General features: G+C 66.7%; 20 protein-coding genes and 1 pseudogene. 9 read left to right on the top strand and 12 right to left on the bottom strand.

What is annotated here, in order from left to right:
- The first annotated feature begins 79 nt into the window (after positions 1-79).
- Complete coding sequence (locus SI859A1_RS11985; RefSeq protein ID WP_420804753.1) at positions 80-1,180, top strand: COX15/CtaA family protein; 1,101 nt, start codon at positions 80-82, stop codon at positions 1,178-1,180.
- Between the two features lie 87 nt (positions 1,181-1,267).
- Positions 1,268-2,638 (top strand): HD-GYP domain-containing protein, encoded by a 1,371-nt coding sequence (locus SI859A1_RS11980; protein WP_009210021.1) that lies wholly within the window; start codon positions 1,268-1,270, stop codon positions 2,636-2,638.
- Between the two features lie 24 nt (positions 2,639-2,662).
- On the opposite strand, the pseudogene argC reads toward SI859A1_RS11980, so the two are convergent.
- The 6 genes and pseudogenes from argC to SI859A1_RS11950 all read right to left on the bottom strand — a co-directional run bounded on the left by argC (position 2,663) and on the right by SI859A1_RS11950 (position 7,868).
- Positions 2,663-3,714, bottom strand: a pseudogene (gene argC, locus SI859A1_RS11975) (N-acetyl-gamma-glutamyl-phosphate reductase).
- Positions 3,715-3,832: 118 nt separating this feature from the next.
- Positions 3,833-4,975, bottom strand: a complete 1,143-nt coding sequence (locus SI859A1_RS11970) for a DegT/DnrJ/EryC1/StrS family aminotransferase (protein ID WP_009210018.1) — start codon at positions 4,973-4,975, stop codon at positions 3,833-3,835.
- A 185-nt stretch (positions 4,976-5,160) separates the two neighbouring features.
- A complete protein-coding gene (gene speB / locus SI859A1_RS11965; RefSeq protein ID WP_009210017.1) occupies positions 5,161-6,123 on the bottom strand; it encodes an agmatinase in 963 nt (320 codons plus the stop codon).
- A gap of 178 nt (positions 6,124-6,301) precedes the next feature.
- Positions 6,302-6,778, bottom strand: coding sequence for a 30S ribosomal protein S9 (gene rpsI, locus SI859A1_RS11960; protein WP_009210016.1), 477 nt, complete (start codon positions 6,776-6,778; stop codon positions 6,302-6,304).
- Entirely contained in the window at positions 6,778-7,242 is a 465-nt protein-coding gene (gene rplM, locus SI859A1_RS11955) for a 50S ribosomal protein L13 (RefSeq protein WP_024351306.1), read from the bottom strand. The genes rpsI and rplM overlap by 1 nt, the downstream gene beginning before the upstream one ends.
- 212 nt (positions 7,243-7,454) lie before the next feature.
- On the bottom strand, positions 7,455-7,868 hold the full coding sequence (locus SI859A1_RS11950; protein WP_050767711.1) for a PaaI family thioesterase: 414 nt from the start codon (positions 7,866-7,868) through the stop codon (positions 7,455-7,457).
- A 217-nt stretch (positions 7,869-8,085) separates the two neighbouring features.
- Between SI859A1_RS11950 and SI859A1_RS11945 the strand changes: the two genes are divergently transcribed.
- Positions 8,086-8,904, top strand: coding sequence for an enoyl-CoA hydratase (locus tag SI859A1_RS11945; RefSeq protein WP_040325745.1), 819 nt, complete (start codon positions 8,086-8,088; stop codon positions 8,902-8,904).
- A 62-nt stretch (positions 8,905-8,966) separates the two neighbouring features.
- Positions 8,967-9,461, top strand: coding sequence for a CoA-binding protein (locus SI859A1_RS11940; protein ID WP_009210012.1), 495 nt, complete (start codon positions 8,967-8,969; stop codon positions 9,459-9,461).
- 39 nt (positions 9,462-9,500) lie between these two features.
- Here SI859A1_RS11940 and SI859A1_RS11935 read toward each other — a convergent pair whose 3' ends face one another.
- Entirely contained in the window at positions 9,501-10,004 is a 504-nt protein-coding gene (locus SI859A1_RS11935; protein WP_009210011.1) for a GNAT family N-acetyltransferase, read from the bottom strand.
- A 166-nt stretch (positions 10,005-10,170) separates the two neighbouring features.
- On the opposite strand from SI859A1_RS11935, the gene SI859A1_RS20950 reads away from it, so the two are divergent.
- Positions 10,171-11,607 (top strand): adenylate/guanylate cyclase domain-containing protein, encoded by a 1,437-nt coding sequence (locus SI859A1_RS20950; RefSeq protein ID WP_009210010.1) that lies wholly within the window; start codon positions 10,171-10,173, stop codon positions 11,605-11,607.
- A 94-nt stretch (positions 11,608-11,701) separates the two neighbouring features.
- Here the strand turns inward: SI859A1_RS20950 and SI859A1_RS11925 are convergent, their stop codons facing one another.
- Complete coding sequence (locus SI859A1_RS11925; protein WP_009210009.1) at positions 11,702-12,808, bottom strand: Gfo/Idh/MocA family protein; 1,107 nt, start codon at positions 12,806-12,808, stop codon at positions 11,702-11,704.
- Between the two features lie 199 nt (positions 12,809-13,007).
- On the opposite strand from SI859A1_RS11925, the gene SI859A1_RS11920 reads away from it, so the two are divergent.
- Both SI859A1_RS11920 and SI859A1_RS11915 read left to right on the top strand, forming a co-directional pair.
- Positions 13,008-14,285, top strand: a complete 1,278-nt coding sequence (locus SI859A1_RS11920) for an O-acetylhomoserine aminocarboxypropyltransferase (protein ID WP_009210008.1) — start codon at positions 13,008-13,010, stop codon at positions 14,283-14,285.
- A gap of 128 nt (positions 14,286-14,413) precedes the next feature.
- Positions 14,414-14,761 (top strand): cupin domain-containing protein, encoded by a 348-nt coding sequence (locus tag SI859A1_RS11915; protein ID WP_009210007.1) that lies wholly within the window; start codon positions 14,414-14,416, stop codon positions 14,759-14,761.
- Between the two features lie 216 nt (positions 14,762-14,977).
- Here SI859A1_RS11915 and SI859A1_RS11910 read toward each other — a convergent pair whose 3' ends face one another.
- On the bottom strand, positions 14,978-15,700 hold the full coding sequence (locus SI859A1_RS11910) for a hypothetical protein (protein ID WP_148233823.1): 723 nt from the start codon (positions 15,698-15,700) through the stop codon (positions 14,978-14,980).
- Between the two features lie 233 nt (positions 15,701-15,933).
- Entirely contained in the window at positions 15,934-16,941 is a 1,008-nt protein-coding gene (locus tag SI859A1_RS11905; protein WP_050767521.1) for an SOUL family heme-binding protein, read from the bottom strand.
- Positions 16,942-17,384: 443 nt separating this feature from the next.
- Between SI859A1_RS11905 and SI859A1_RS11900 the strand changes: the two genes are divergently transcribed.
- Positions 17,385-17,861, top strand: a complete 477-nt coding sequence (locus tag SI859A1_RS11900) for an SRPBCC family protein (protein WP_040325744.1) — start codon at positions 17,385-17,387, stop codon at positions 17,859-17,861.
- Between the two features lie 150 nt (positions 17,862-18,011).
- On the opposite strand, the gene SI859A1_RS11895 is transcribed toward SI859A1_RS11900, so the two are convergent.
- Together SI859A1_RS11895 and trxB are read right to left on the bottom strand one after the other, a co-directional pair.
- Positions 18,012-18,908 (bottom strand): LysR family transcriptional regulator, encoded by an 897-nt coding sequence (locus tag SI859A1_RS11895; RefSeq protein WP_009210003.1) that lies wholly within the window; start codon positions 18,906-18,908, stop codon positions 18,012-18,014.
- A 57-nt stretch (positions 18,909-18,965) separates the two neighbouring features.
- Positions 18,966-19,937, bottom strand: a complete 972-nt coding sequence (gene trxB / locus SI859A1_RS11890) for a thioredoxin-disulfide reductase (protein WP_024351294.1) — start codon at positions 19,935-19,937, stop codon at positions 18,966-18,968.
- Between the two features lie 261 nt (positions 19,938-20,198).
- On the opposite strand from trxB, the gene SI859A1_RS11885 reads away from it, so the two are divergent.
- Positions 20,199-21,584: a TrkH family potassium uptake protein gene (locus tag SI859A1_RS11885; RefSeq protein WP_040325743.1), complete on the top strand. Its 1,386-nt coding sequence runs from the start codon at positions 20,199-20,201 to the stop codon at positions 21,582-21,584.
- Positions 21,585-21,588: the final 4 nt, after the last annotated feature.

The following is a 21,588-nucleotide window of genomic DNA, read 5'->3' as shown; positions in this document are numbered from 1 at the left end:
TCTAGGCCGGCCGGGCCGCCAATGCCAGCCTCGCCCCTGCGACTTTCCTGCGCTTGATCGCCTGCCGCTTTCGGTGCACATGGCACGCGACATGACGACGATCTCCCATTCCGCCGCCGGCCCCGTGGCCCGGTCTCCCCGTCTGCGCGACCGCGCCGCGATCCGCTGGTGGCTCTATGTCACCGCGCTGTTGATCTTCGCGCTGGTGCTCGTCGGCGGCGCCACCCGGCTGACCGAGTCCGGCCTGTCGATCACCGAATGGAAGCCGATCCACGGCATCGTCCCGCCGCTTTCGGCGGCCGAATGGGACGAGGAATTCGAGCTCTACAAGCACATTCCGCAATACCAGCAGCTCAACCTCGGCATGAGCCTCGACGAGTTCAAGACGATTTTCTGGTGGGAGTGGGCGCATCGCTTCCTGGCCCGCGCGATCGGCTTCGTCTTCGCGATCCCGCTGGCCTTCTTCTGGCTGACCGGCCGCATCGAGCCGTTCCTGAAACCCCGTCTCGTCGGCATTCTCGCCCTTGGCGGCCTGCAGGGCGCCGTCGGCTGGTGGATGGTCGCCTCGGGCCTCACCGAGCGCACCGATGTCAGCCAGTACCGGCTGGCGACGCATCTGACGATCGCCTGCGTGATCTTCGCCGCGATCATCTGGGTGGCGCGGGGGCTGGCGCCGAAACGCTTCGACATGCCGCCGTCGCGCGGCTCGGCGAGCGTTGCGGCGCTGATCGCGCTGCTGGCGCTCGCGCAAATCTACATGGGCGGCCTGGTCGCCGGCCTGAATGCCGGCCTGACCTTCAACACATGGCCGCTGATGGACGGCGCCCTGATCCCCGGCGGCCTGTTCGTCATGGACCCGGCCTGGCGGAACTTCTTCGAGAACGTCATGACGGTGCAGTTCATGCACCGGATCGGCGCCTATGTGCTGTTCGCGGTGGTCGCGATCCACGCGGTCGCGTCCCTGCTGCAGGCGGCGGGCAGCGTCCATACGAAGCGCGCCATCCTGCTCTTCGCCGCCGTTTTCGTGCAGGCGCTGATCGGCATCACGACCCTGCTTCTGGCCGTGCCCATCGACTGGGCGCTGGCCCATCAGGCCGGCGGCGTCATCGTCCTGGGGCTGGCGGTCACCCATGCCCGCGCGCTGAAGGGCGAATATCCCGAGCCGGCGCCGGTCGCCTGAGCCGTTTCGTCGCGCGCCGCCTTCGTCGGTCCGTTAACCTGGGGCTGCGATGATCCCCGCCAACGGGACCAAGGGCCGGGGCGCGCGATGAGTGTGAACACCAGGGAGGAACGACGGCAGGCGGTGTCCAAGGCCGAGCTCGTCAGCGCCCTCAGCTACGCGCTGGACCTTACCGAAGGCCAGCCCGACGGTCACGGCCTGCGCTGCTGCTGGATCGGCATGAATGTCGGCCGGGCCATCGGCCTGTCCGAACCGGAAATGGCCGACCTTTACTACACGCTGCTTCTCAAGGACATCGGCTGCAGCTCGAACGCGGCGCGCATCTGCCAGCTCTTCCTGACCGACGATATCGCCTTCAAGCGCGATATCAAGACCGTCAGCGACAGCCTTCCGCACGTTCTGCATTTCGTCCTCAAGCACACCGGGCTGAAGGCCAGTCTCGCCGAACGCTTCCGCGCCATGGTGGTGGCGCTGGCCAAGGGCGACACGATCTCCCGCGAGCTGATCGAGACGCGCTGCCATCGCGGCGCCGACATCGTCCGCCAGATGCGCTTTCCCGAGACCGTGGCCGCCGGCATTCTCGATCTCGACGAACACTGGAACGGCAAGGGACAGCCCCAGGCGCTGAAGGGGGAGGCGATCGCCCTGTTCGGCCGCATCGCGCTGCTGGCCCAGGTGGTCGACGTCTTCCACTCCAGCGCGGACGCCGACTTCGCCCTCCGCGAAGTGACGGCGCGCAGCGGCAGCTGGTTCGACCCGGCCCTGATCGACGCCTTCACGACGGTGGCCGCCGACCCTGCGGTCTGGACGACGCTCAGTGCACCGGACCTTGCCGCAACGGTGATCGGCCTTGCCCCCCACAACAATGCCGAGCTCGCCGACGAGGAGTTCCTCGACTGCCTCGCCGAGGCTTTCGCGCAGGTCGTCGATTCCAAGAGCCCCTATACGGGTGGTCACAGCGAACGCGTGGCGCTGTTCACCGACCTGATCGCCGAGAAGCTGGGCCTGAGCGACGAGCACCGCCGCTTCCTGAAGCGCGTCGCGCTGCTGCACGACATCGGCAAGCTCAGCGTCTCCAACCAGATCCTCGACAAGCCGGGCAAGCTGGACGCCGACGAATGGGCAGTGATCAAGGGCCATCCCGGCTTCAGCGAGGCGATCCTGTCGCGCATCAGCATCTTTGCCGACTTGGCGCGGATTGCCGGCGCCCATCACGAGCGGCTGGATGGTCGCGGCTATCCGAACGGACTGGCGGGTGATGACATCTGCTTCGACACGCGCATCATCACCACGGCCGACATCTTCGACGCGCTCACCGCCGAGCGGCCGTATCGCGCCGCGATGCCGGTTTCGAAGGCGCTGGCGATTATGCGGGCCGATGTGGGAACGGCGATCGACGCGCGCTGCTTCGCCGCCCTGGAAGCGGCGATCGAGAGCATCGACCGCGCCGCCGCCTGACGCCGCGCGGTCGCTTGCCTCAGCTTAGGGGAACAGCGGCAGCTGGGCGATGCCGGTGGTTTCCTCGAGGCCATAGGCGACGTTGAAGTTCTGGATGGCCTGGCCAGCCGATCCCTTCACCAGATTGTCGAGCGTCGAGATGACGATGGCGCGGCCGGGGATGCGGTCGGGCACGACGTTGATCACCACATAGTTCGAACCGCGGACCATCTGGGTCTGGGGCAGGACGTCTTCGTCCGGAATGGTGATGAACGGGTCGCCCTGATAGGTCTCGATCAGGTGCTGGCGCAGATCGGCCGCGGTCTTGCCGGCGGCGAGCCGTACATAGCTGGTGCAGAGTTCGCCGCGGCTCATCGGAATGAGATGCGGGGTGAAGTTGACCCTCAGATCGTCGATTCCGGCGGCCTTGCCGATTTCCTGCTCGATTTCGGCCGAATGCCGGTGCTTGCCGACCGCATAGGGCGACAGGCCTTCGCCGGCTCGCAGAACAGGTGTTCTCCTTCAGCCCGCGCCCTGCGCCGACACGCGGACTTGGCGTCGATGACGATGTCGGTGGCATCGATCAGCGATGCACTGGTCAGCGGTACCAGCGACAGCAGCGCGGCCGTCGGATAGCAGCCGGGGCAGGCGATCAGCCGCGCGTCGCGGATGGCCTCGCGGTTGAGCTCGGTCAGGCCGTAGACGGCCTCCCCCTGCAACTCGGTCGCGACATGGTCGAGCCCGTACCATTCCTTGTAGGCGGCCGGGTCCCGCAAGCGAAAATCGGCCGACATGTCGATGATCTTGGTCTGCGGATAGGTCTCGAAGATCTCCTTGGTGATCGCCTGCGTCGTGCCGTGCGGCAGGCCGCAGAACACCGCGTCGACGTCGCTCCAGGGCGCTTCCTCGATGGTCACCAGATCCGGCAGGTCGATATGGGACAGGTGGCGGAAGACCTGCCGCATCGGCTTGCCGGCGTGGCTGTTCGCCGTGAGGACGGCGATCTCCATGTTCGGGTGACGGGCGGCGAGACGGACGAGATCCGCGCCGGTATAGCCGCTGGCTCCGAGCACACCTATCCTGATCTTGTCGGCCATCGCCATCTCCTCGCATGGGTTTGGGCCCGCAGCGACCTCGCGCGGCGCCCCTGTCATCGCCGGGGTTTATCGAAATCTGGCGCGACGTCCAGACCGGGGTGTCGCGCCGCGACCGATGTCAGGCCTGCAGTGCTGCTCTCACGGCCGCCACGATGCGGTCCTGCGTCGCCTCGTCCAGATAGGCGTGCATCGGCAGGCTGATGACGTCGCGGGACAGGGCGTCGGAGACCGGCAGTTCGCCGCCCGTCACCGGGAAGTGGCGATAGGCGGTCTGCCGGTGCAGGGGCTTGGGATAATAGATCGCCGTCGGCACGCCGGCCTCGCGCAGGCTGGCCGCGAAGGCGTTGCGGTCGGTGCCCTCCGGCAGGCGGATCGTATATTGCGCCCAGGTCGAGACGGCGTCGCGCAGGAGCTTCTGCGGCGTCACGATCCCGGCGAGCATCTCCGAATAGCGTGCGGCGATGCGGCCGCGTGCAACGATCTCGTCCGGGAAGATCGCCAGCTTTTCCATCAGGATGGCGGCCTGCAGCGTGTCCATGCGGCCATTCATGCCGATGCGGATGTTGTCGTACTTGTCCTCGGCATTCTGGCCGTGGACGCGCAGCGACGCCATGATCTCGTTGAGCTCGACGTCGTCGGTCTGGACCGCGCCGCCATCGCCGTAGCAGCCCAGCGGCTTGGCCGGAAAGAAGCTGGTCGACACGACATGCGACCATTTGCTGGACAGTTCGCCGTCGATGGTTCCGCCATAACCCTGTGCGGCGTCGGAGATGAGCTTCAGCCCGTGCGCGTCGGCGACGCGGCGCAGCGCCGGATAGTCCGCCGGCTGGCCGAACAGGTCGACGGCGATGATCGCCCGCGGCGTCAGCCTGTCCTTGCTTGCAACCTCGGCGATCGCGGCTTCCAGATGCGCTGGGTCCATGTTGAAGGTGTCGGCATCGACATCGACGAAATACGGCGTCGCGCCGAGCCAGGCGACGACTTCCGCGGTCGAGGCGAAGGTGAAGCTCGGACAGAACACCACGTCGCCGGGCTTGATACCCCACGCCATCAGCGGCAGTGCCAGCGCGTCGGTGCCCGAGGCGCAGGACAGGGTGTAGGGCATCTGGCCGAATGCGCCGAGCGCAGCTTCCAGCTCGCGGATCTCCGGGCCCATGACGAAGGCGCCATGGTCCAGCACGGTCGCGATGCGGTGATCCACCTTGTCGCGGATCCGGTCACGCTGGGTGGCGAGGTCGATGAAGGGGATGTTCTGGGTCATGGGGCTCGTCTGGGTCGGGTGAATCGCCGCCGCAAAGGCGCGATGCCGTGGTGATCGAAAAGCCGGCGTCCGGCTACTCAAGATTCGTATCAGTTGCTTACGGAGCGTCGTTTCAACGGGTTAGGCGCGTGTCCTGAATCAGGATGGCAGCGTGTTGAATCACTTTGTCAGCGCGCCGGGCCGCATCATCCCGCCTGCTTCTGCGCCAGCAGGCCGAGCACATACATGGCAACCGTTGCGCCGGCGATCGCCGTCATGTCGCTATGGTCATAAGGCGGCGAGACTTCGACCACGTCCGCGCCGACCAGCCGGAGATCGCCGAGCAGGCGCAGCACCGCCAGCATCTTGGCGCTCGACGGGCCGCCGGCGACCGGCGTGCCGGTGCCCGGCGCGAACGCGACGTCGAGGCAGTCGATGTCGAAGCTGAGATAGGTCGGTGTGCCATTTGTGCGCGACAGGATCGCCTCGGCGATGGCCGCGCTGGTCATCTCCTCCACCGCCTCGCCGTCGACGATCGCCAGACCGCAATCCTCCGGCGCGTGGGTGCGGATGCCGATCTGGATCGAGGTCGCCGGATCGACCAGGCCCGCATCCACGGCCGCCTTGACGAAGGAGCCGTGATCGACGCGGAACTGGCCGTCACCGCCGGTGGCGACGGGCCAGGTGTCCTGATGGGCGTCGAACTGGACCAGCGACAGCCTGCCGTGCCGCGCCACATGCGCCTGCAGCAGCGGGAAGGTGATCGAATGGTCGCCGCCCAGCGTCATCAGGAAGCCGGTCCGGGCGATCAGGGCCGCCGCCTCCGCGCGGATGGTCTCGTGGGCCGTCTCCGGCAGCCGGTAGTCGAGCAGGCAGTCACCGTAATCGACCACGCTCAGGGTCTCGAAGAGGTCCTGATTGAAGGGAAACTGCGGATCGTTGTCGAAGATCGCCGAGGCGCGGCGCAGCGCCTGCGGGCCGAAGCGCGTGCCCGGGCGGTTGGAGACCGAGGCGTCGAACGGAATGCCCCAGACCGTAACGTCGGTGCCGTCGACCGCCTTGGTCTGGCGCCGCCGCATGAAGGAGAGGGCGCCGGCATAGGTCGGGTCGCCCGCCGCGCCGTGGGCGCTGTCGGCGGTGAAGGCATGGTCGATGGACGTGCTGGGCATGGTCACTTCCGCGAGGGAGCGTCGGGGAGGCGGCGGGCCGAAGGTGGCCGGGGCCGGGCGCAGCTCCGATGCGCCAGACCAGCCTGTCGCGCCCACATAAGCAAAAAGCCGCCGGGCGACCACCCGGCGGCTTAGAACTTCGCGGGAGAAAGGGCGGCGGCAGACGCCGCCGCGCCGATCAGCGCTTGGAGAACTGGAAGGACCGGCGGGCCTTCGCCTTGCCGTACTTCTTGCGCTCGACCGTACGCGAGTCGCGCGTCAGGAAGCCGCCCTTCTTGAGAACCGCGCGCAGGCCCGGCTCGTAATAGGTCAGCGCCTTGGAGATGCCGTGGCGGACCGCACCGGCCTGGCCGGACAGACCACCGCCGGCCACCGTGGCGACGACGTCGAACTGGCCGTCACGGGCCGCGGCGACGATCGGCTGACGCAGCACCATCTGCAGGACCGGACGTGCGAAATACGCGGTGAAATCGCGATCGTTGATCGTGATCTTGCCGGTGCCCGGCTTCACCCAGACGCGGGCAACCGCATCCTTGCGCTTGCCGGTAGCATAGGCGCGACCGTACTGGTCGAGCTTCTGCACATGCACCGGGGCTTCCGGCTGTGCGGTGACTTCGGCCGTGCCGAGTTCTTCGAGCGAAGAGAGCTGGGACATTATGCGGCCCTCGAGTTCTTGGAGTTCATGGCCCGGACGTCGAGCGTCTCGGGGGACTGCGCCTCATGCGGGTGCTCGGCACCGGCGTAGACGCGGAGGTTCTTGAGCTGGCGACGGCCGAGCGGGCCGCGCGGCAGCATGCGCTCGATGGCCTTCTCGACGACGCGCTCCGGGAAGCGGCCCTCGAGGATGTGGCGCGCCTTGCGCTCCTTGATGCCGCCGGCATAACCGGTGTGCCAGTAGTACGTCTTGTTCTCGTACTTCTTGCCGGTCAGGACGATCTTGTCCGCATTGATGATGATGATGTTGTCGCCATCATCGACATGCGGCGTGAAGGTCGGCTTGTGCTTGCCGCGGAGGCGAAGCGCAACGATGGAAGCGAGGCGGCCGACGACGAGCCCTTCGGCGTCGATCAGGATCCACTTCTTCTCCACCGTCTCGGTCTTCTGCGAGAAGGTTTTCATATTCTGCCCTTGGGTGTTCGTGAGCATCGTTGCCGGCCGCTGTGGCCGTCGATCTTGGGAAGGCGGCGCGAGCCGGCTCTTCGTGGAGCGGGACATACGGGCCCGCACCGCGTCTGTCAACGTCAAAAGACGTATCGGCACCCTTCGCGAGCCCCTGTCATGCAGGGGATCGCGGCGTCAAGGTATCATGATACCGCAGTGCCGCGCGCGTCTCATCGGGGCGGGATCGAATAGGTCGCCACGGCATGGGCGACCAGCGCCGCGTCCGCGGCATTGGTCAGGGAGATGTCGACGACCGCCAGCCGCTTGCCGAGCTTCAGGAGCCGGGCCTCGCCAAGGATGCCGCCGGGCTCGGGCTTGCGCAGGAAGTTGATCGACAGATTGGTGGTGACGGCCAGCGCCACCGGCCCGATATGGGCGAGGATGGCGACATAGGCAGCGACATCGGCCAGCGCGAAGAGGCTGGGGCCGGAGACGGTGCCGCCTGGTCGCAGATGCCGGTCTCCGGCGTCGAGCCGCATGGTCGCCGAGCCGGGTGCGACATCAACGATGGAAAAGCCCCCCTCGCGTCCGCCGAGCTGCGGAAAGTCGCTGTCGAGAAAGGCTTCGAGTTCGGCTTTCGTCATGATCGGCTGCACGCGCGCGTTCCTCCCGCTCCTGTCCGGGCCGGGCAGATGCCTCCTCCCGACCTGCACCGTCCTAGCTTCGGGGCCCTGCTATGGCCAGTCGGACTGACGATATCGCGGGGAGCATTAGCCGGAGCGCACCGACGATCTTGCGGAGGGCGGGGCGATTCTGTTGAAGGTGGCGGTAACGCCTTCCTTCAGTCGACCGGAACCGATCATGGCAGACATCTTTGAAATCGCCGATGCGGGCCAGCATCCCGTCGAAATCCAGCGCGCGACGGGCCTGACCCGGATCGTCCTGTCCAGCCCGCCGGCGAACGCCCTGTCGATGGCGATGATGGACGCGATCCTCGCCGCGCTCGCCGATGCGGCTGCCGACACCGACAACCGCGTCGTCGTCATCGCCGGCGCCGGCAAGATCTTCTCGGCCGGCCACGACCTGAAGGAGCTGACCGCCCATCGCAGCGACGCCGATCGCGGCCGCGCCTTCTTCGCGGCGACGATGCGCAAATGCTCCGAGGTGATGCAGGCGATCGTCCGCCATCCCGCGCCGGTGATCGCCGAGGTGAACGGCCTCGCCACGGCCGCCGGCTGCCAGCTCGTGGCCTCCTGCGATCTCGCCATCGCCTCCGAGGAAGCGCAGTTCTGCACGCCGGGCGTCAATATCGGCCTGTTCTGCTCGACGCCGATGGTGGCGCTGTCGCGCAATCTCAGCCGCAAGCACGCCATGGAAATGCTGCTGACGGGCGAGACCATCGACGCCCGCTCGGCCCGCGAGTTCGGTCTGGTCAACCGGGTCGTGCCGCCGGAATATCTCGGCACCATCGTCGGCAAATACGCCACCACCATCGCCTCCAAGTCGGCGATGACGGTGAAGACCGGCAAGGAGGCGTTCTACCGGCAGGCCGAGATGGGGCTGTCGGACGCCTATGAATATGCCGCCTCGGTGATGACCGAGAACATGCTGGCCAAGGACGCGGAAGAGGGCATCGGCGCCTTCCTGGAGAAGCGCAAGCCGGAATGGACCCACGAATGAGCCCGGCGGAGATCGCCCCGGGTGCCGCCGCGCCGGCACCGCTGGTCTATGACGACGCCGCCATGCGCGGCCTGCTCGGCCGGGTGAAGACCATCGCCCTCGTCGGCGCCAGCGCCAAGCCGGTGCGCCCCTCCTACTTCGTCCTGAAATACCTGCTGGCCAAGGGCTACCGCGTCATTCCGGTCAATCCGGGCCTCGCCGGCCAGGACCTCCTCGGCCAGCGCTGCCATGCCGACCTCGCCAGCATCCCCGAGCCGGTCGACATGGTCGACATCTTCCGCTCCGCCGATGCCGTGCCGGGGATCGTCGAAGAGGCGCTGGGGATGGATCCGCGCCCCTCGGTCATCTGGATGCAGCTCGGCATCCGCAACGACGTGGCGGCGCGGACGGCCGAGGCCGAAGGCCTCACCGTCGTCATGGATCGCTGCCCGAAGATCGAATATGCGCGCCTGTCCGGCGAGATCGGCTGGAACGGCGTCAATTCGCGCGTCCTCTCGTCGAAGAAGCCGGCCATGGGCAAGGGGTTCCAGAGCTACGGGCTGAACCGGGCGAAATAGGCGAGGGCGCTTCGCTCCGCGACCGGGGCGCCGACCCGATCATCGCGCGGCAAAGCCCGGATGGTAGGCGACGCGGCCCGCCGGGATGTCGGGACCGAAGGCAAGGCGCATGAAATACGGCGCCGGCGCATCCGGGTAGCGAAGCTGCGCATCGGCCGCAAAGCCGAAGCGGCGATAATAGCCGGGACCGCCAAGCACCACGCAGCCCCTGGCTCCCTGGTTCCGGAGGCGGTCGAGACCAGTCCGCACGAGGGCGCCGCCGATCCCCCGCCTCTGGCGATCGGGCAAGACGGCCACCGGTCCGAGGCCGAACCAGCCGACAGCGCGTCCGTCGATCGTCACCGGCGAGATGGCGGCATGACCGACAATCTTCCCGTCCGCGGCCGCGACGAGCGACACCGTCAGCGCGTCATCGGCGCGCAGCGCATCGATGATGGCGGCCTCGGTGCCGCCGCTGTGTGGCGCATCGGCAAAGGCTGCGGTGACGAGATGCAGGATCTCGGCGGCGTCGCCAGAGCGTTCCGGGCGGATGTCGTAGGTCATGGAAGAAGTGTTGCCGGTTCGCCGTCCAGTGTCGCCTCACAGTGCCCATAGGGCGAGGGCTTGCTCGCCATGACCGCAGCGCTGAGCGTCCCGCTGGACTTCCCGCGCGGCCAGGAACACTCTCATCGGCTTGGAAGCGCCGCTGCGCGCCAGCAGGACAAGCGTGATGCAGATACGGGGCGATGACGCCGGACCTCGGGAGGAACCCGGCACGGATGCCACCACGGTCGACGCGACCGAGCTGGGCGACGCCCTGATGCAGCAACAGGCAACGGCTGACATTCTCAGATTGATCAGTCGCTCCAGCTTCGACCTCGATACCGTGCTGGCGACCCTGATCCGTTCGGCCATCGTGCTGTGCGAAGCGACACGTGGCGTCGTGTGGCTCAGGCGCGGGGAGAATCTCCGTCTCGCGGCCCAGCTGAACTATCCGGCGGAATGGGTGACATTCGCACAAGAGCTGGCCGTGAGGCCCTCTGCCGATGCGGCGACGACCACAGGGCTGGCGGCGTTCACAGGCGAGGTCGTCAACATAGCCGATATCCCTGCAGACCCGCGGTTCCGGTCGCTCTCGGGGCACCAGCTCGGGGACTATCGAGGCGGTCTGGCCGTACCGCTGAAACGCGACGGCATCGTCGTCGGAGTGATCGGGTTGTCGCGCCGGGAAGCGCGCCTTTTCACCGATCGGCAGGTGGCACTGGTCCAGACCTTCGCTGATCAGGCGGTCATTGCGATCGAGAATACCAGCCTGATCGCGGAGCTCGAAGCGCGCAACCGCGAGGTGCTATCGCGTTACTTCTCGCCCGGGCTGGCCGAGCGGCTGGCCAGCGGCAACGGCATGGCCGAGCTCTCCGGGCAGCGGCGCGAGATCGCAGTCCTTTTCACGGACATCACGGATTTCACCGGCCTGATCGAGAGGATGGAGCCGGAAGTCCTCGGCGCGCTCCTGAACGACTATCTCGCAGGCATGACGGCCATCGTGTTCGACCACGCGGGCACACTGGCCAAGGTGGTGGGCGATGCGCTGCACATTCTCTTCGGCGCACCGGACCGACAGGAGGATCATGCCGAACGGGCCGTTGCTTGCGCCGTGGCACTCGACCAGTTCGCCGAACGCTTCCGAACCGCCTGGCAGGAGAGGGGCATTGCCGTCGGCGCGACGCGAATCGGCGTTCATTCCGGTCCGGCGATCGTCGGGAATTTCGGCGGCGAGCGCTTTTTCGACTACACGGCTTATGGCGACACGATCAACGTCGCGGCGCGTCTGGAAACGGCCAACAAGGCGCTCGGGACGCGGATCTGCGTCAGCGCGCGGGTTGCCGATGCTGCGCCGGGGTTTCGCTGGCGACCGGTGGGCGACCTTGTGTTGAAGGGACGGAACGAACCGCTCCGCGTGCTCGAACCGCTCCCGGCCGGCGGCGGGGCGGACGCGTCGCAGGCCGGCTATGTCGTCGCTTTCGACAAGCTCGTGGCGCGCGATCCGGGCGCGATCGCGGCATTCGCGGCCGAGGTCGGGCAGCGGCCGGATGACCAGCTTTGCAGCTTTCACCTCAGGCGCCTCCTGAACGGCGAGGCCGGCTCGACGATCGCCCTGGACGCGTGACCGGGCGTTCCGACCGGTTCCTTGTGTCCTCGCGGTCACCGCCGGTTTCCCTCGCAGCAAAAGGGGCATCACCCGGCGTGATGCCCCGATGGCCTTACCCGGTGGGCGTCGCTGCGTTGACGAAGTCCGGCACGTCGGCGAGCGGGAAGTCGCGCACCTGGTCCTTTCCCATCCGGCGCTGGCGATTGCGCGGCTCGAGCGCCTGCGGCTGACCGGTCTCCAGCGCTCGCTCGATCGCCTCGATGACGATCATGTCGAGCACGCCTTCCTCGCCATTCGGCTCGGGCTCGCGGTCCTCCAGGATGCAGTCGGAGAAATACGCCGTTTCGCCGGCGAACTGGTCGACCACCGGATGGGTCCGCTCCTCGGTCTTGCCACCCCGCGTCAGCCGGAAGTCGATGGACACGCCCTCGCCGAAGCCGAAGGCCGGGTTGGCCTCGATGATTCCCTCGCTTCCGACCACATGCAGCCGGTCGACGCTGTCGCCGGAATAGCTCACGGTGAAGCTGGCCGCGCGACCCTCGGTGAAGGAGAGTATGACGCTGACCGTGTCGGCGCAGCCGAGTCCGCGTTCGGGCACCTTCGACGCGACGGCCGTGACCGAGATCGGCTCGGCCTCGAAGAAATTGCGCACCGCGTTGATCGGATAGGCGCCCATGTCCGGGATCGGCCCGGCCCAGAAGCCGTTCTGCGCGCGGTGGTTCGCGGCATCGACATTCTGCGCGAAGGTCGCGGTGAAGAAGCGCGGCGTGCCGATCTCGCCGGCGCGGATCGCCGCCAGGATCGCCTGGGTGCCGGGCTCGGAATGCAGGCGATAGGCCAGCATCAGCCGGGCGCCGGAAGCGCGGGCCGAGGCCTCGATCGCCTCGGCGTCGGCCAGGCTGCCGGCCATCGGCTTTTCCAGGAGTACGTGAATGCCGGCCTTCAGCGCCGGCTCGGCGAATTCCCGGTGGCGGAAATTCGGCGTCGCCACATAGACCGCGTCGATGTCGCCGCTGGCCAGCAGCGCGTCGTATTTGTCATAGCCATAGGGCCTGATGTCGTAGCGCTCGCCGAGCGCGCGGGCCTTCTCAGGATCGCCGGTGACGATCGCCGTCATGACCGAGTTCGACGTCTGGCCGACGCCCGGCATGAAGGCGCCCTGGGAGATCCAGCCGCCGCCGACGACGGCGTAGCGGATCTGTCCGTTGGAATTCGGCATGCGTGCTGTCCCCCTGGTGGTTCGTTCGATCCTCGCAGAATGGCTGGCATGCGCGGCGGTTGCATCCCCGGTCCTGCGACATTTGGAAAATCCGTGCCGGCAACTCGCCGCCCCGGGCGCGGCATGCTAGAGCGTGCCGAGCACCGTAAGGCCCCGGAAGGGCTGTCCGGAACGGCATCATGGAAGGGGAGAGAGACAGATGAGCGGACCGAATTTCGAGACCCTGGCGATCCACGCCGGCGCCCAGCCGGATCCGGCGACGGGCGCCCGGGCGACGCCGATCTACCAGACCACGTCCTTCGTCTTCGAGGATGTCGACCACGCCGCCTCGCTGTTCGGGCTCCAGCAGTTCGGCAACATCTACACCCGCATCATGAACCCGACCCAGGCGGTGCTGGAAGAGCGCGTCGCCGCGCTCGAGGGCGGCACAGCGGCGCTGGCCGTGGCCTCGGGCCATGCCGCGCAGCTCATCATCTTCCAGGCGATGATGCAGCCGGGCGACGAATTCGTCGCCTCGCGCAAGCTCTATGGCGGTTCGATCAACCAGTTCGGCCACGCCTTCAAGTCGTTCGGCTGGACCGTCAACTGGGCCGACCCGGACGACCTCGCCAGCTTCGAGGCGGCGGTCACCCCCAAGACCAAGGCGATCTTCATCGAGTCGATCGCCAATCCCGGCGGCATCGTCGTCGACATCGCCGGCATCTCGGCGATCGCCCAGAAGCACGGCATTCCGCTGATCGTCGACAACACCATGGCGACGCCTTATCTGTGCCGGCCGATCGAGCACGGTGCCGACATCGTCGTGCATTCGCTGACCAAGTTCATGGGCGGCCACGGCAATTCCATGGGCGGCGCCATCGTCGACGCCGGCACCTTCGACTGGTCGGCGAACGACCGCTACCCGATGCTGTCGCAGCCGCGGCCGGAATATAACGGCGTCGTGCTGCACGAGACCTTCGGCAATTTCGCCTTCGCCATCGCCTGCCGCGTTCTCGGCCTGCGCGATCTCGGACCGGCGATCTCGCCCTTCAACGCCTTCATGCTTCTGACCGGCATCGAGACGCTGCCGCTGCGCATGCAGCGCCACTGCGACAACGCCAAGGCCGTCGCGGCGCATCTGGAGGGCCACGAGAAGGTGAGCTGGGTGTCCTATTCGGGCCTGCCGGACCATCCGAACCACGCGATGATGCAGAAATATTCGCCCAAGGGCGCCGGCGCCGTCTTCACCTTCGGCCTGAAGGGCGGCTTCGAGGCCGGTGTCACCTTCGTCGAAGCGCTGGAGCTGTTCTCGCATCTCGCCAATATCGGCGACACCCGCTCGCTGGTGATCCACCCGGCATCGACCACCCACAAGCAGCTCGCCGACGAGCAGCGGATCGCGGCGGGCGCCGGCCCGGACGTGGTGCGCCTGTCGATCGGCATCGAGAATGTCGACGACATCATCGCCGATCTGGACCAGGCGCTCGCCAAGGTCTGATCGCCGCCACTCGAGCCATCCGGAAAGGGCCGGTCGCTTCGTGCGGCCGGCCCTTTTCTCTGCAACGGCGGGAACGCCTCGCGCGCGCCGCGCTTTCTGGCCGTCGCTGATCGACGAAGGAGACCGACATGACCGAACATTTCGTCCGGTTCGACAAGGCGCTGGTGCCCGTCGAGACCGGCGCGCCCGACAAGGACAAGATCCGCAGCGGCCGCCCGAGCAACAAGACCTGGAACATGGAGGAGACCGGCGACGGTCTCTATGCCGGCATCTGGGAATCCTCCGCCGGCGAATGGGACATCGACTATGATGAGTGGGAGTTCTTCCACATCCTGGAAGGCGTCTCCGTCCTGACCGAGGACGGGTGCGAGCCGGTCAAGCTCGTCGCCGGCGACAGCTTCGTCATCCGCCCCGGCTTCAAGGGACGCTGGAAGGTCGTGGAGCCGACCAAGAAGCACTACGTCATCAAGGTCTGAGCGGTTTCCGGCAGTCCGATCGGCCGGCGGGCAAGGCGCGCGCGCCGTCGCCTGGCGTTGAATCGATCCCTGAAGACAGTTGGCCAGGCCCTTGCCCGGACTCGCGAATGCCGGCGGTCCGCCACTGCCCGGACGGCATCTGCCGCAAACACAAACTGGCCGGGCGATGCGCCCGGCCAGCTCTTCTGTTCATGGAATACGTGCAGCCGGCCTGCCTCAGCAGGAGTTGCGCAGATGCACCTGCTGCCAGCCCGAGCGGCCTTCACGCACCTTCACCCGGCGATGGCGGGTATCGTATTCGGCCGGAATGGTGCGTGCGACCGAACGCGCCGGTTCCAGCACCACCGTCTCGCGGACCGTCTCGTAGCGCGCGGGAACGACATGCTCGCGGGTCCGGGCCGGCTCGACCTCCACCCGCACATGCTCGACGCCGTATTCGGCCGGGATCGTCTCGGTCCAGCTATCGCCGGGATCGACGACGACCTTGCGATACCGGGTCTCATAGCGCGCCGGCACCGCGACGCGGCAATAGACCCGGTGTCCGTTGATCACCCGCCATTCCCAGCGCTCGGTCGCCGGATGCACCATCACCGTTTCGGCGACCTTGCGATAGACGGGCGGGGAGGAGCGGTGGACGGTCCGGGCCGGGTGGATGAGAACCTTGCGCGCGACGGTCTCGTAGCGGGCGGGCACGACGCTGCGCACGACGCGCTCCGGCTCGACGAGGACGTGGCGCTTCTCGGTGCCATAGACCGGCGGCACCGTCTCGTAGACGGTCTCGGCAGGGCGCACCATCACGGTTTCCGCAACCGATGCGTATTCCGCCGGCTCATGCACCGGCTGGTAGCAGGAGATGGCACGGCTTCCGCCCGCCATGGATGGCGAGACGGCGAGCAGCAGGCTGCTCCCCGCGGTCAGCAAAGCAACAAGTCGCTTCATACTCATACACTCCAGCGATTGCTCAGATGAGAACAGTCAAGACGAGCGCAGAAGAAATTGCAACATGTTCAGTGACAGCCTGAACGGAAAGACGATCTCTAGTTAATGTGTCGAATTGTAGGGATTTTCTGCCGGACAGCAGAAAGCCCGCGCGTGGCGGGCTTTCAGGTCTTCGTCACGATCGGCGCGGCGACCGGGGTTCCGTAGGGTTCCGGACACCGCTGCAAGGGCTGTTAGCGCATGATCTCGATGAGGATCTCGTTGCGCTTCATGAAGCCCGGCGTCCAGGGCGGGTTGTAGAAGGCGTATTCCGGATCGCCCTTCTGGGTCAGGTTGTTGTCTGCCAGATAATTGTATAGCTTCATCAGCTGCTTGCTGGCCAGCGTGGCGTTGAAATTGCCGGAGAACGAAATCGACACCATGCGGCGCGCCGGCACTTCCTTCAGCGTGACGCCGGTATTGGTCGGCTCCGGCAGGCTGGCCCGCGTGTACTTCTTCGGCATGATGAAGCGGACGGCCCAGCCCTTGGTGTGGCCGTCGCCCTCGGCGAGCTGCTGCAGCACCGGGCTGGTCATGGCGATCTTCTTGCCCGACCGGCTCTTCGCCGCGATGTAGTCGTACAGTGTCTCGAAGCCGCTGCGGCGCGCCTTCTCGTGGTAGCCGCTCTTGATCGTCTCGGCGACGACCATGCCGTCATAGTCGCGGATCTGGATCTCGCCATCGTCACGCACGACGTCGTAATCGGGCTCCTCGGTGTGCTCCTGCACCTTCTTGGTGACGAAATACGCCGCACCGACGACGGCGATCGCGCCGCCGACGACGAGGAGGCCGGTCAGTTCGGGCCGGGCCCGCAGGCTGTCGAGAACCCGCTCGGGCTCGCTGCGCCGGATGGAGCGCGGCAGGCGGACGCTGGAGAGATAATTGCGCGCGTCGTCGAAATAGCCGCGGGCGTCATGGGCGCCGTGCTCGGCGCTGTCGCGCAGCGAGCGCGCATGGCGACGGGCCTCGTCGGTGCTCGGCAGGCTCCAGCCCGTGGCGAAATCCGGCAGATAGCGGGCAAGGCCCGTCGGCTCGGAATGGAACGGGTTGGCGCGATCGAACGAACGGCGAAGGCGCTCGGTGCGCGTCGGGCGCGGGCGGACTGTCTCGACCGCACGCTCCTCGATCTCCGCGAGACGCTCGCCGATGTCGCTGAGTGCGTCGGACAGGCGATCGTAGGCGGTAGGCTTGTCGCGAAACATGAATGTGACTCCTGAGGTCGAAATTTGACTGCGCCGTCTTGCCACTGGGCGGGCGACTGCCCGCCTGCGGTCGTAAGATCGCGCCCCGCTCCCCTAACGCCACCGTGCTGCATTGGTTGCGGGTGCGAACAGTTCCGCCTTCGCTTTGGCCGCAAACCGCATGATCCACGGAATCGACGACCCGGATGCAACCATCCGGTATCGGCCACGTTTGAACGACATCAGGTTTTCATGGCCTGATACTCCAGCCAAATTTCGGGCGGCCTCAGTGCCGCCCATTTTTTTGCCTGCTCGCCGGATTGTACCGGGGGAGGGGCCGTCTCCGCCTCATCCGCCGCGTCGATCACCCGTCGCGCCCTTCCAGTTCCAGGGGTTCGAACTAGCTTGGGTCACGGGCACTGCAATGACGCGCGGCCGTGCCGTGCGTGCGGAGGAGACGACATATGCGCAAACTGACCTGGGGAGTGGCCGCGGCGACGATGATGCTGGCGGAGCCGGCCTACGCGCTCGATATCGGCCGAACGGTCGAGGTCGACGCCAAGCCGGCCGCGGTCTGGGCTGCGATCGGTGATTTCTGCGGGATCGGCGCGTGGCATCCGGCTGTGGCCAAATGCGAGGAAGCCGAGGCCGACGGCAAGACCCGCCGCACGCTGACGCTCGGCGACGGCGCCATGATCGTCGAGGAACTCGTGGCCTGGGACGACGATGCCATGAGCTACACCTACACCGCCGTGGAGGGCCCGCTGCCGGTCGACAATTACGAATCGACCATCACGGTGACGGAAGCGGGCGAGGGCTCGCAGATCAGTTGGACCGGCAGCTTCGATGCCAAGGGCGCGACCGATGCCGAGGCCGAAGAGGTCATGCTCGGCATCTATGACGCCGGGCTGAAGGGCATCACCGAAAAGGCCGGAATGTAGCAATCGGCGGGGACCGACCCGGTCGGTTCCCCTTCGCGGCGGTGATCGCCGCGCGGCACGGGGCGTTCGCTCGCACCGTGCCGATCGGTGGGTTTCCAGCAACGCACGTCGCGCCTCCTTGCTACGGGAGAAGACAGCGCAGTCCGGCCCTCAGAAGGCCCAGGTGCGCGCCTTGGAAATCAGGAAGTCGCGAAACACCTTGAGCTTGGCGGCGTTCCGCATCTGCTCGGGATAGCAGAGATAGGTGTCGAAGGTCGGCATCTCCATCTCCGGCAGCACCTGTACCAGCTTCACCCGCTTGTCGATCATGTAGTCCGGCAGAAGCGCCAGGCCGATGCCGCTTTCGATCGCCGACCGGATCGCCATCAGATTGTTGATCTGCAGGATCGGGCTGCGGCTCTTGCCGTCGGGCAAGCCCACCGTCTCCAGCGTGTTCAGGTTGCGCAGATAGTTCGGAGCCGGCTCGCCGAAGGTGATGATCCGGTGGTTGTCGAGATCCTCGACCGTCTCCGGCGTGCCGAAGCGGTTCAGATAGGCCGGCGACGCATAGACATGCAGATGCACCGTGAACAGGCGGCGCTGGATCAGGTCCGGCTGCTGCGGCTGGCGCAGGCGAATCGCCGCGTCGGCCTTGCGCATGGTGAGGTCGATTTCCTCGTTGTCGAAGACAAGCTGCAGCTCGAGCTCGGGATAGAGCTCGAGGAACTCCTTGGCGCGTTCCGTGAGCCAGCCGGAGCCGAGACCGACGGTGGTCGTCACCCGCAGCTTGCCGGTCGGCTTCTCGCGCGTCTCGGTGAGCTGCATGCGCACCTGCTCGAGACGCTTCAGGACATCGCTGGCGGTGTGGAACAGCAGTTCGCCCTGTTCCGACAGGACCAGGCCGCGGGCATGGCGGTGGAAGAGGGGCGTTCCGACTTCCTGCTCCAGCGCCGCGACCTGCCGGCTGATCGCCGACTGGCTGAGATTCAGGACGTCCGCCGCATGGGTAAACGATCCCGCTTCGGCGGCGGCGTGAAAGATCCGCAGTTTATCCCAGTCGAGAGCCATAGGTCGTTATCCCCGGACGGCCTGAGGCCCGGCAGGCACGATGCCTGCCCGCATCAGCTACTCGGCAGCCTGCCGCTTGTCTTCCACGGCCTGAACGGCCAGCCATTTCTCTGCCTCGAGCGCCGCCATGCAGCCCATGCCTGCAGCCGTCACCGCCTGACGGTACACATCGTCGGCAACGTCGCCCGCCGCAAAGACACCCGGAACCGAGGTCTGCGTCGTGCCCGGCTCGACCCACAGATAGCCGGACGGCTTCTGCTTGAGCTTGCCGGTGAACAGTTCGACCGCCGGCGCATGGCCGATGGCGACGAAGACGCCATGGGTTGCCCGCTCGCTGGTTTCGCCGGTGACGCGGTCACGCAACCGCACGCCGGTGACCGACTTCATCGGCTTGGTCTCGCCGAGGATCTCGTCGATCTCGCTGTTCCAGACGATCTCGATGTTGTCGGTTTTGAAGACACGCTCCTGCAGGATCCGCTCGGCGCGGAACTCGTCGCGGCGATGCACCAGCGTCACCGACTTGGCGATGTGCGACAGATACAGCGCTTCCTCGATGGCGGTATTGCCGCCGCCGACCACGACCACGTCCTTGCCGCGATAGAAGAATCCGTCGCAGGTGGCGCAGGCCGAGACGCCGAAGCCCTGAAACAGGTCCTCGCTGGGCAGGCCGAGCCACTTGGCCTGGGCCCCCGTCGCGATAATCAGCGCGTCGCAGGTGTAGACGGTGCCGGAATCGCCGGTCAGGCGGAAGGGCCGCCGGTCGAGATCGGCCGACACGATCAGGTCGCTCGCCATCTCGGCACCCACATTGAGCGCCTGCGCCTTCATCTGCTCCATCATCCAGGGACCCTGGACGGGATCGGCGTAGCCCGGATAGTTCTCGACGTCGGTCGTGATCGTCAGCTGGCCGCCTTCCTGAAGGCCGGCGACGAGCAGCGGCTTCATCATCGCGCGCGCAGCGTAGATGGCGGCGGTGTAGCCTGCCGGGCCGGAGCCGACGATCAGGATTTCCGCATGGCGTTCGGTCATGTTGGCCTCGCTGGATTGGCGTCCCGGCAGATGGCGACGGCCGCCCGCCCGTTCAATAGACGAGGGGGTGCTGGGCTGCAACACGATCGACTGCCGTAGCGTCGGTCATCCCCCGCTCGATTGCCGAGCGCGCGCCAAGGGGGTAAGAGACCGCTTCACGCGAGGCCTTCGCCTCCCGAAGCTGCCACGTCCCGGAGCCATTCCATTTTCAGGACCATCGCGTACGTCACCTCGAATTTCGGGCTGGGACTCGCGGCTGCGATGCTCATTCCTGCGCTCGTCGACGTGGCCGACCAGAACGAGGACTGGCGCGTCTTCGTCGGCTGCAGCCTGCTGGTCGGGATGGTCTGCATCCTCCTGGCCACGGCCACCCGCGGGGAGCGTCCGAAATTCACCCAGCGGCTGGGATTCCAGCTCGTCACCAGCGTCTGGCTCTTCGCTACGCTGATCGGGGCGCTGCCGATCTACATCGCCTCCGTCAACGTGACCTTCGCCGGGGCGATCTTCGAATCCATGTCCGGCCTGACGACGACCGGCTCGACGGTGATCTCCGGCCTCGACGCCCTGCCGCGCGGCCTTCTCCTTTGGCGCTCGCTGCTGCAATGGCTCGGCGGCATCGGCATCATCGGCATGGTGCTTCTGGTCCTGCCGTCGCTGCGGGCCGGCGGCCTGGCGCTGTTCCACATGGAAAGCTCCGACAAGTCGGACAAGGTGCTGCCGCGGGTGAACCAGCTGACCGGTGGCCTGATCGCGGCCTATACGGTGCTCACCATCCTGTGCACCGCCGCCTATACCTCGCTCGGCATGAGCTTCTTCGATGCGGTCAACCACGCCATGACCACCATGGCGACGGGCGGCTACTCCACCCATGACGCCTCGATGGGCTATTTCGAGAGCAACGGCATACTCGTTGCCGCGACGCTCTTCATGATCCTCGCAGCGCTGCCCTTCGTCATCTATATCCGCGCCTTCCTGCCGCGGCGCTTCCAGCTCTGGCGCGACCCGCAGATCGCCGTCTTCCTGATGACCTGCCTCGTCCTCAGCTTCGCCATCGCCGTGACCCGGCGGGTGGTCAACGACACGCCCTTCGGCGAGGCGCTGATCTCGTCGGCCTTCAACCTCGTCTCGGTGATCACCACTACGGGCTTTGCCTCGGAGGATTATACGCTCTGGTCGAACGCCGCGATCGGCCTGTTCTTCCTCGCCACCTTCCTCGGCGGCTGTGCCGGCTCGACCTCGGGCGGAATCAAGGCCAACCGCCTCGTCATCCTCTACCGCCTCGTGCGCTCCAGCTTCCGCCGGCTGGTGCGCCCGCACGCCATCATCCGGCTGAAATACGGCAATGACGACATCTCGTCCGAGACGATCCAGACGGTGACGATCTTCTTCTTCCTGTTCTTCGGGACGCTGCTCCTCGGCACCGTCCTCTTGACCATGTTCGGGCTCGACCTGATCACCGCCTTTTCGGGCACTTTGACCGCCATCGCCAATGTCGGTCCGGGCTTCGGCCAGATCATCGGGCCGGCCGGCAATTTTGCCTCCTTGCCGGACCCCGCTTTGTGGACCCTGTCGGTCGTGATGCTGCTGGGGCGTCTCGAACTGGTGACGGTGCTGATCCTGCTGTTCCCGTCGGTCTGGACGGACTGAGACA

The sequence above is a fragment of the Aurantimonas manganoxydans SI85-9A1 genome, assembly GCF_000153465.1.
Classification (GTDB): domain Bacteria; phylum Pseudomonadota; class Alphaproteobacteria; order Rhizobiales; family Rhizobiaceae; genus Aurantimonas; species Aurantimonas manganoxydans.
The sequence above is the reverse complement of the archived record's forward strand: the minus strand, read 5'-3'. Positions and strand labels throughout refer to the sequence as shown.

Excerpts from the sequence above, each read along its gene's own strand:
- SI859A1_RS11985 (WP_420804753.1), top strand. The coding sequence starts at position 80 with ATGGCACGCGACATGACGACGATCTCCCATTCCGCCGCCGGCCCCGTG.
- SI859A1_RS11980 (WP_009210021.1), top strand. The coding sequence starts at position 1,268 with ATGAGTGTGAACACCAGGGAGGAACGACGGCAGGCGGTGTCCAAGGCC.
- SI859A1_RS11970 (WP_009210018.1), bottom strand. The coding sequence starts at position 4,975 with ATGACCCAGAACATCCCCTTCATCGACCTCGCCACCCAGCGTGACCGG.
- speB (WP_009210017.1), bottom strand. The coding sequence starts at position 6,123 with ATGCCCAGCACGTCCATCGACCATGCCTTCACCGCCGACAGCGCCCAC.
- rpsI (WP_009210016.1), bottom strand. The coding sequence starts at position 6,778 with ATGTCCCAGCTCTCTTCGCTCGAAGAACTCGGCACGGCCGAAGTCACC.
- rplM (WP_024351306.1), bottom strand. The coding sequence starts at position 7,242 with ATGAAAACCTTCTCGCAGAAGACCGAGACGGTGGAGAAGAAGTGGATC.
- SI859A1_RS11950 (WP_050767711.1), bottom strand. The coding sequence starts at position 7,868 with ATGACGAAAGCCGAACTCGAAGCCTTTCTCGACAGCGACTTTCCGCAG.
- SI859A1_RS11945 (WP_040325745.1), top strand. The coding sequence starts at position 8,086 with ATGGCAGACATCTTTGAAATCGCCGATGCGGGCCAGCATCCCGTCGAA.
- SI859A1_RS11940 (WP_009210012.1), top strand. The coding sequence starts at position 8,967 with ATGCGCGGCCTGCTCGGCCGGGTGAAGACCATCGCCCTCGTCGGCGCC.
- SI859A1_RS11935 (WP_009210011.1), bottom strand. The coding sequence starts at position 10,004 with ATGACCTACGACATCCGCCCGGAACGCTCTGGCGACGCCGCCGAGATC.
- SI859A1_RS20950 (WP_009210010.1), top strand. The coding sequence starts at position 10,171 with ATGCAGATACGGGGCGATGACGCCGGACCTCGGGAGGAACCCGGCACG.
- SI859A1_RS11925 (WP_009210009.1), bottom strand. The coding sequence starts at position 12,808 with ATGCCGAATTCCAACGGACAGATCCGCTACGCCGTCGTCGGCGGCGGC.
- SI859A1_RS11920 (WP_009210008.1), top strand. The coding sequence starts at position 13,008 with ATGAGCGGACCGAATTTCGAGACCCTGGCGATCCACGCCGGCGCCCAG.
- SI859A1_RS11915 (WP_009210007.1), top strand. The coding sequence starts at position 14,414 with ATGACCGAACATTTCGTCCGGTTCGACAAGGCGCTGGTGCCCGTCGAG.
- SI859A1_RS11910 (WP_148233823.1), bottom strand. The coding sequence starts at position 15,700 with ATGAAGCGACTTGTTGCTTTGCTGACCGCGGGGAGCAGCCTGCTGCTC.
- SI859A1_RS11905 (WP_050767521.1), bottom strand. The coding sequence starts at position 16,941 with ATGTTTCGCGACAAGCCTACCGCCTACGATCGCCTGTCCGACGCACTC.
- SI859A1_RS11900 (WP_040325744.1), top strand. The coding sequence starts at position 17,385 with ATGCGCAAACTGACCTGGGGAGTGGCCGCGGCGACGATGATGCTGGCG.
- SI859A1_RS11895 (WP_009210003.1), bottom strand. The coding sequence starts at position 18,908 with ATGGCTCTCGACTGGGATAAACTGCGGATCTTTCACGCCGCCGCCGAA.
- trxB (WP_024351294.1), bottom strand. The coding sequence starts at position 19,937 with ATGACCGAACGCCATGCGGAAATCCTGATCGTCGGCTCCGGCCCGGCA.
- SI859A1_RS11885 (WP_040325743.1), top strand. The coding sequence starts at position 20,199 with ATGCTCATTCCTGCGCTCGTCGACGTGGCCGACCAGAACGAGGACTGG.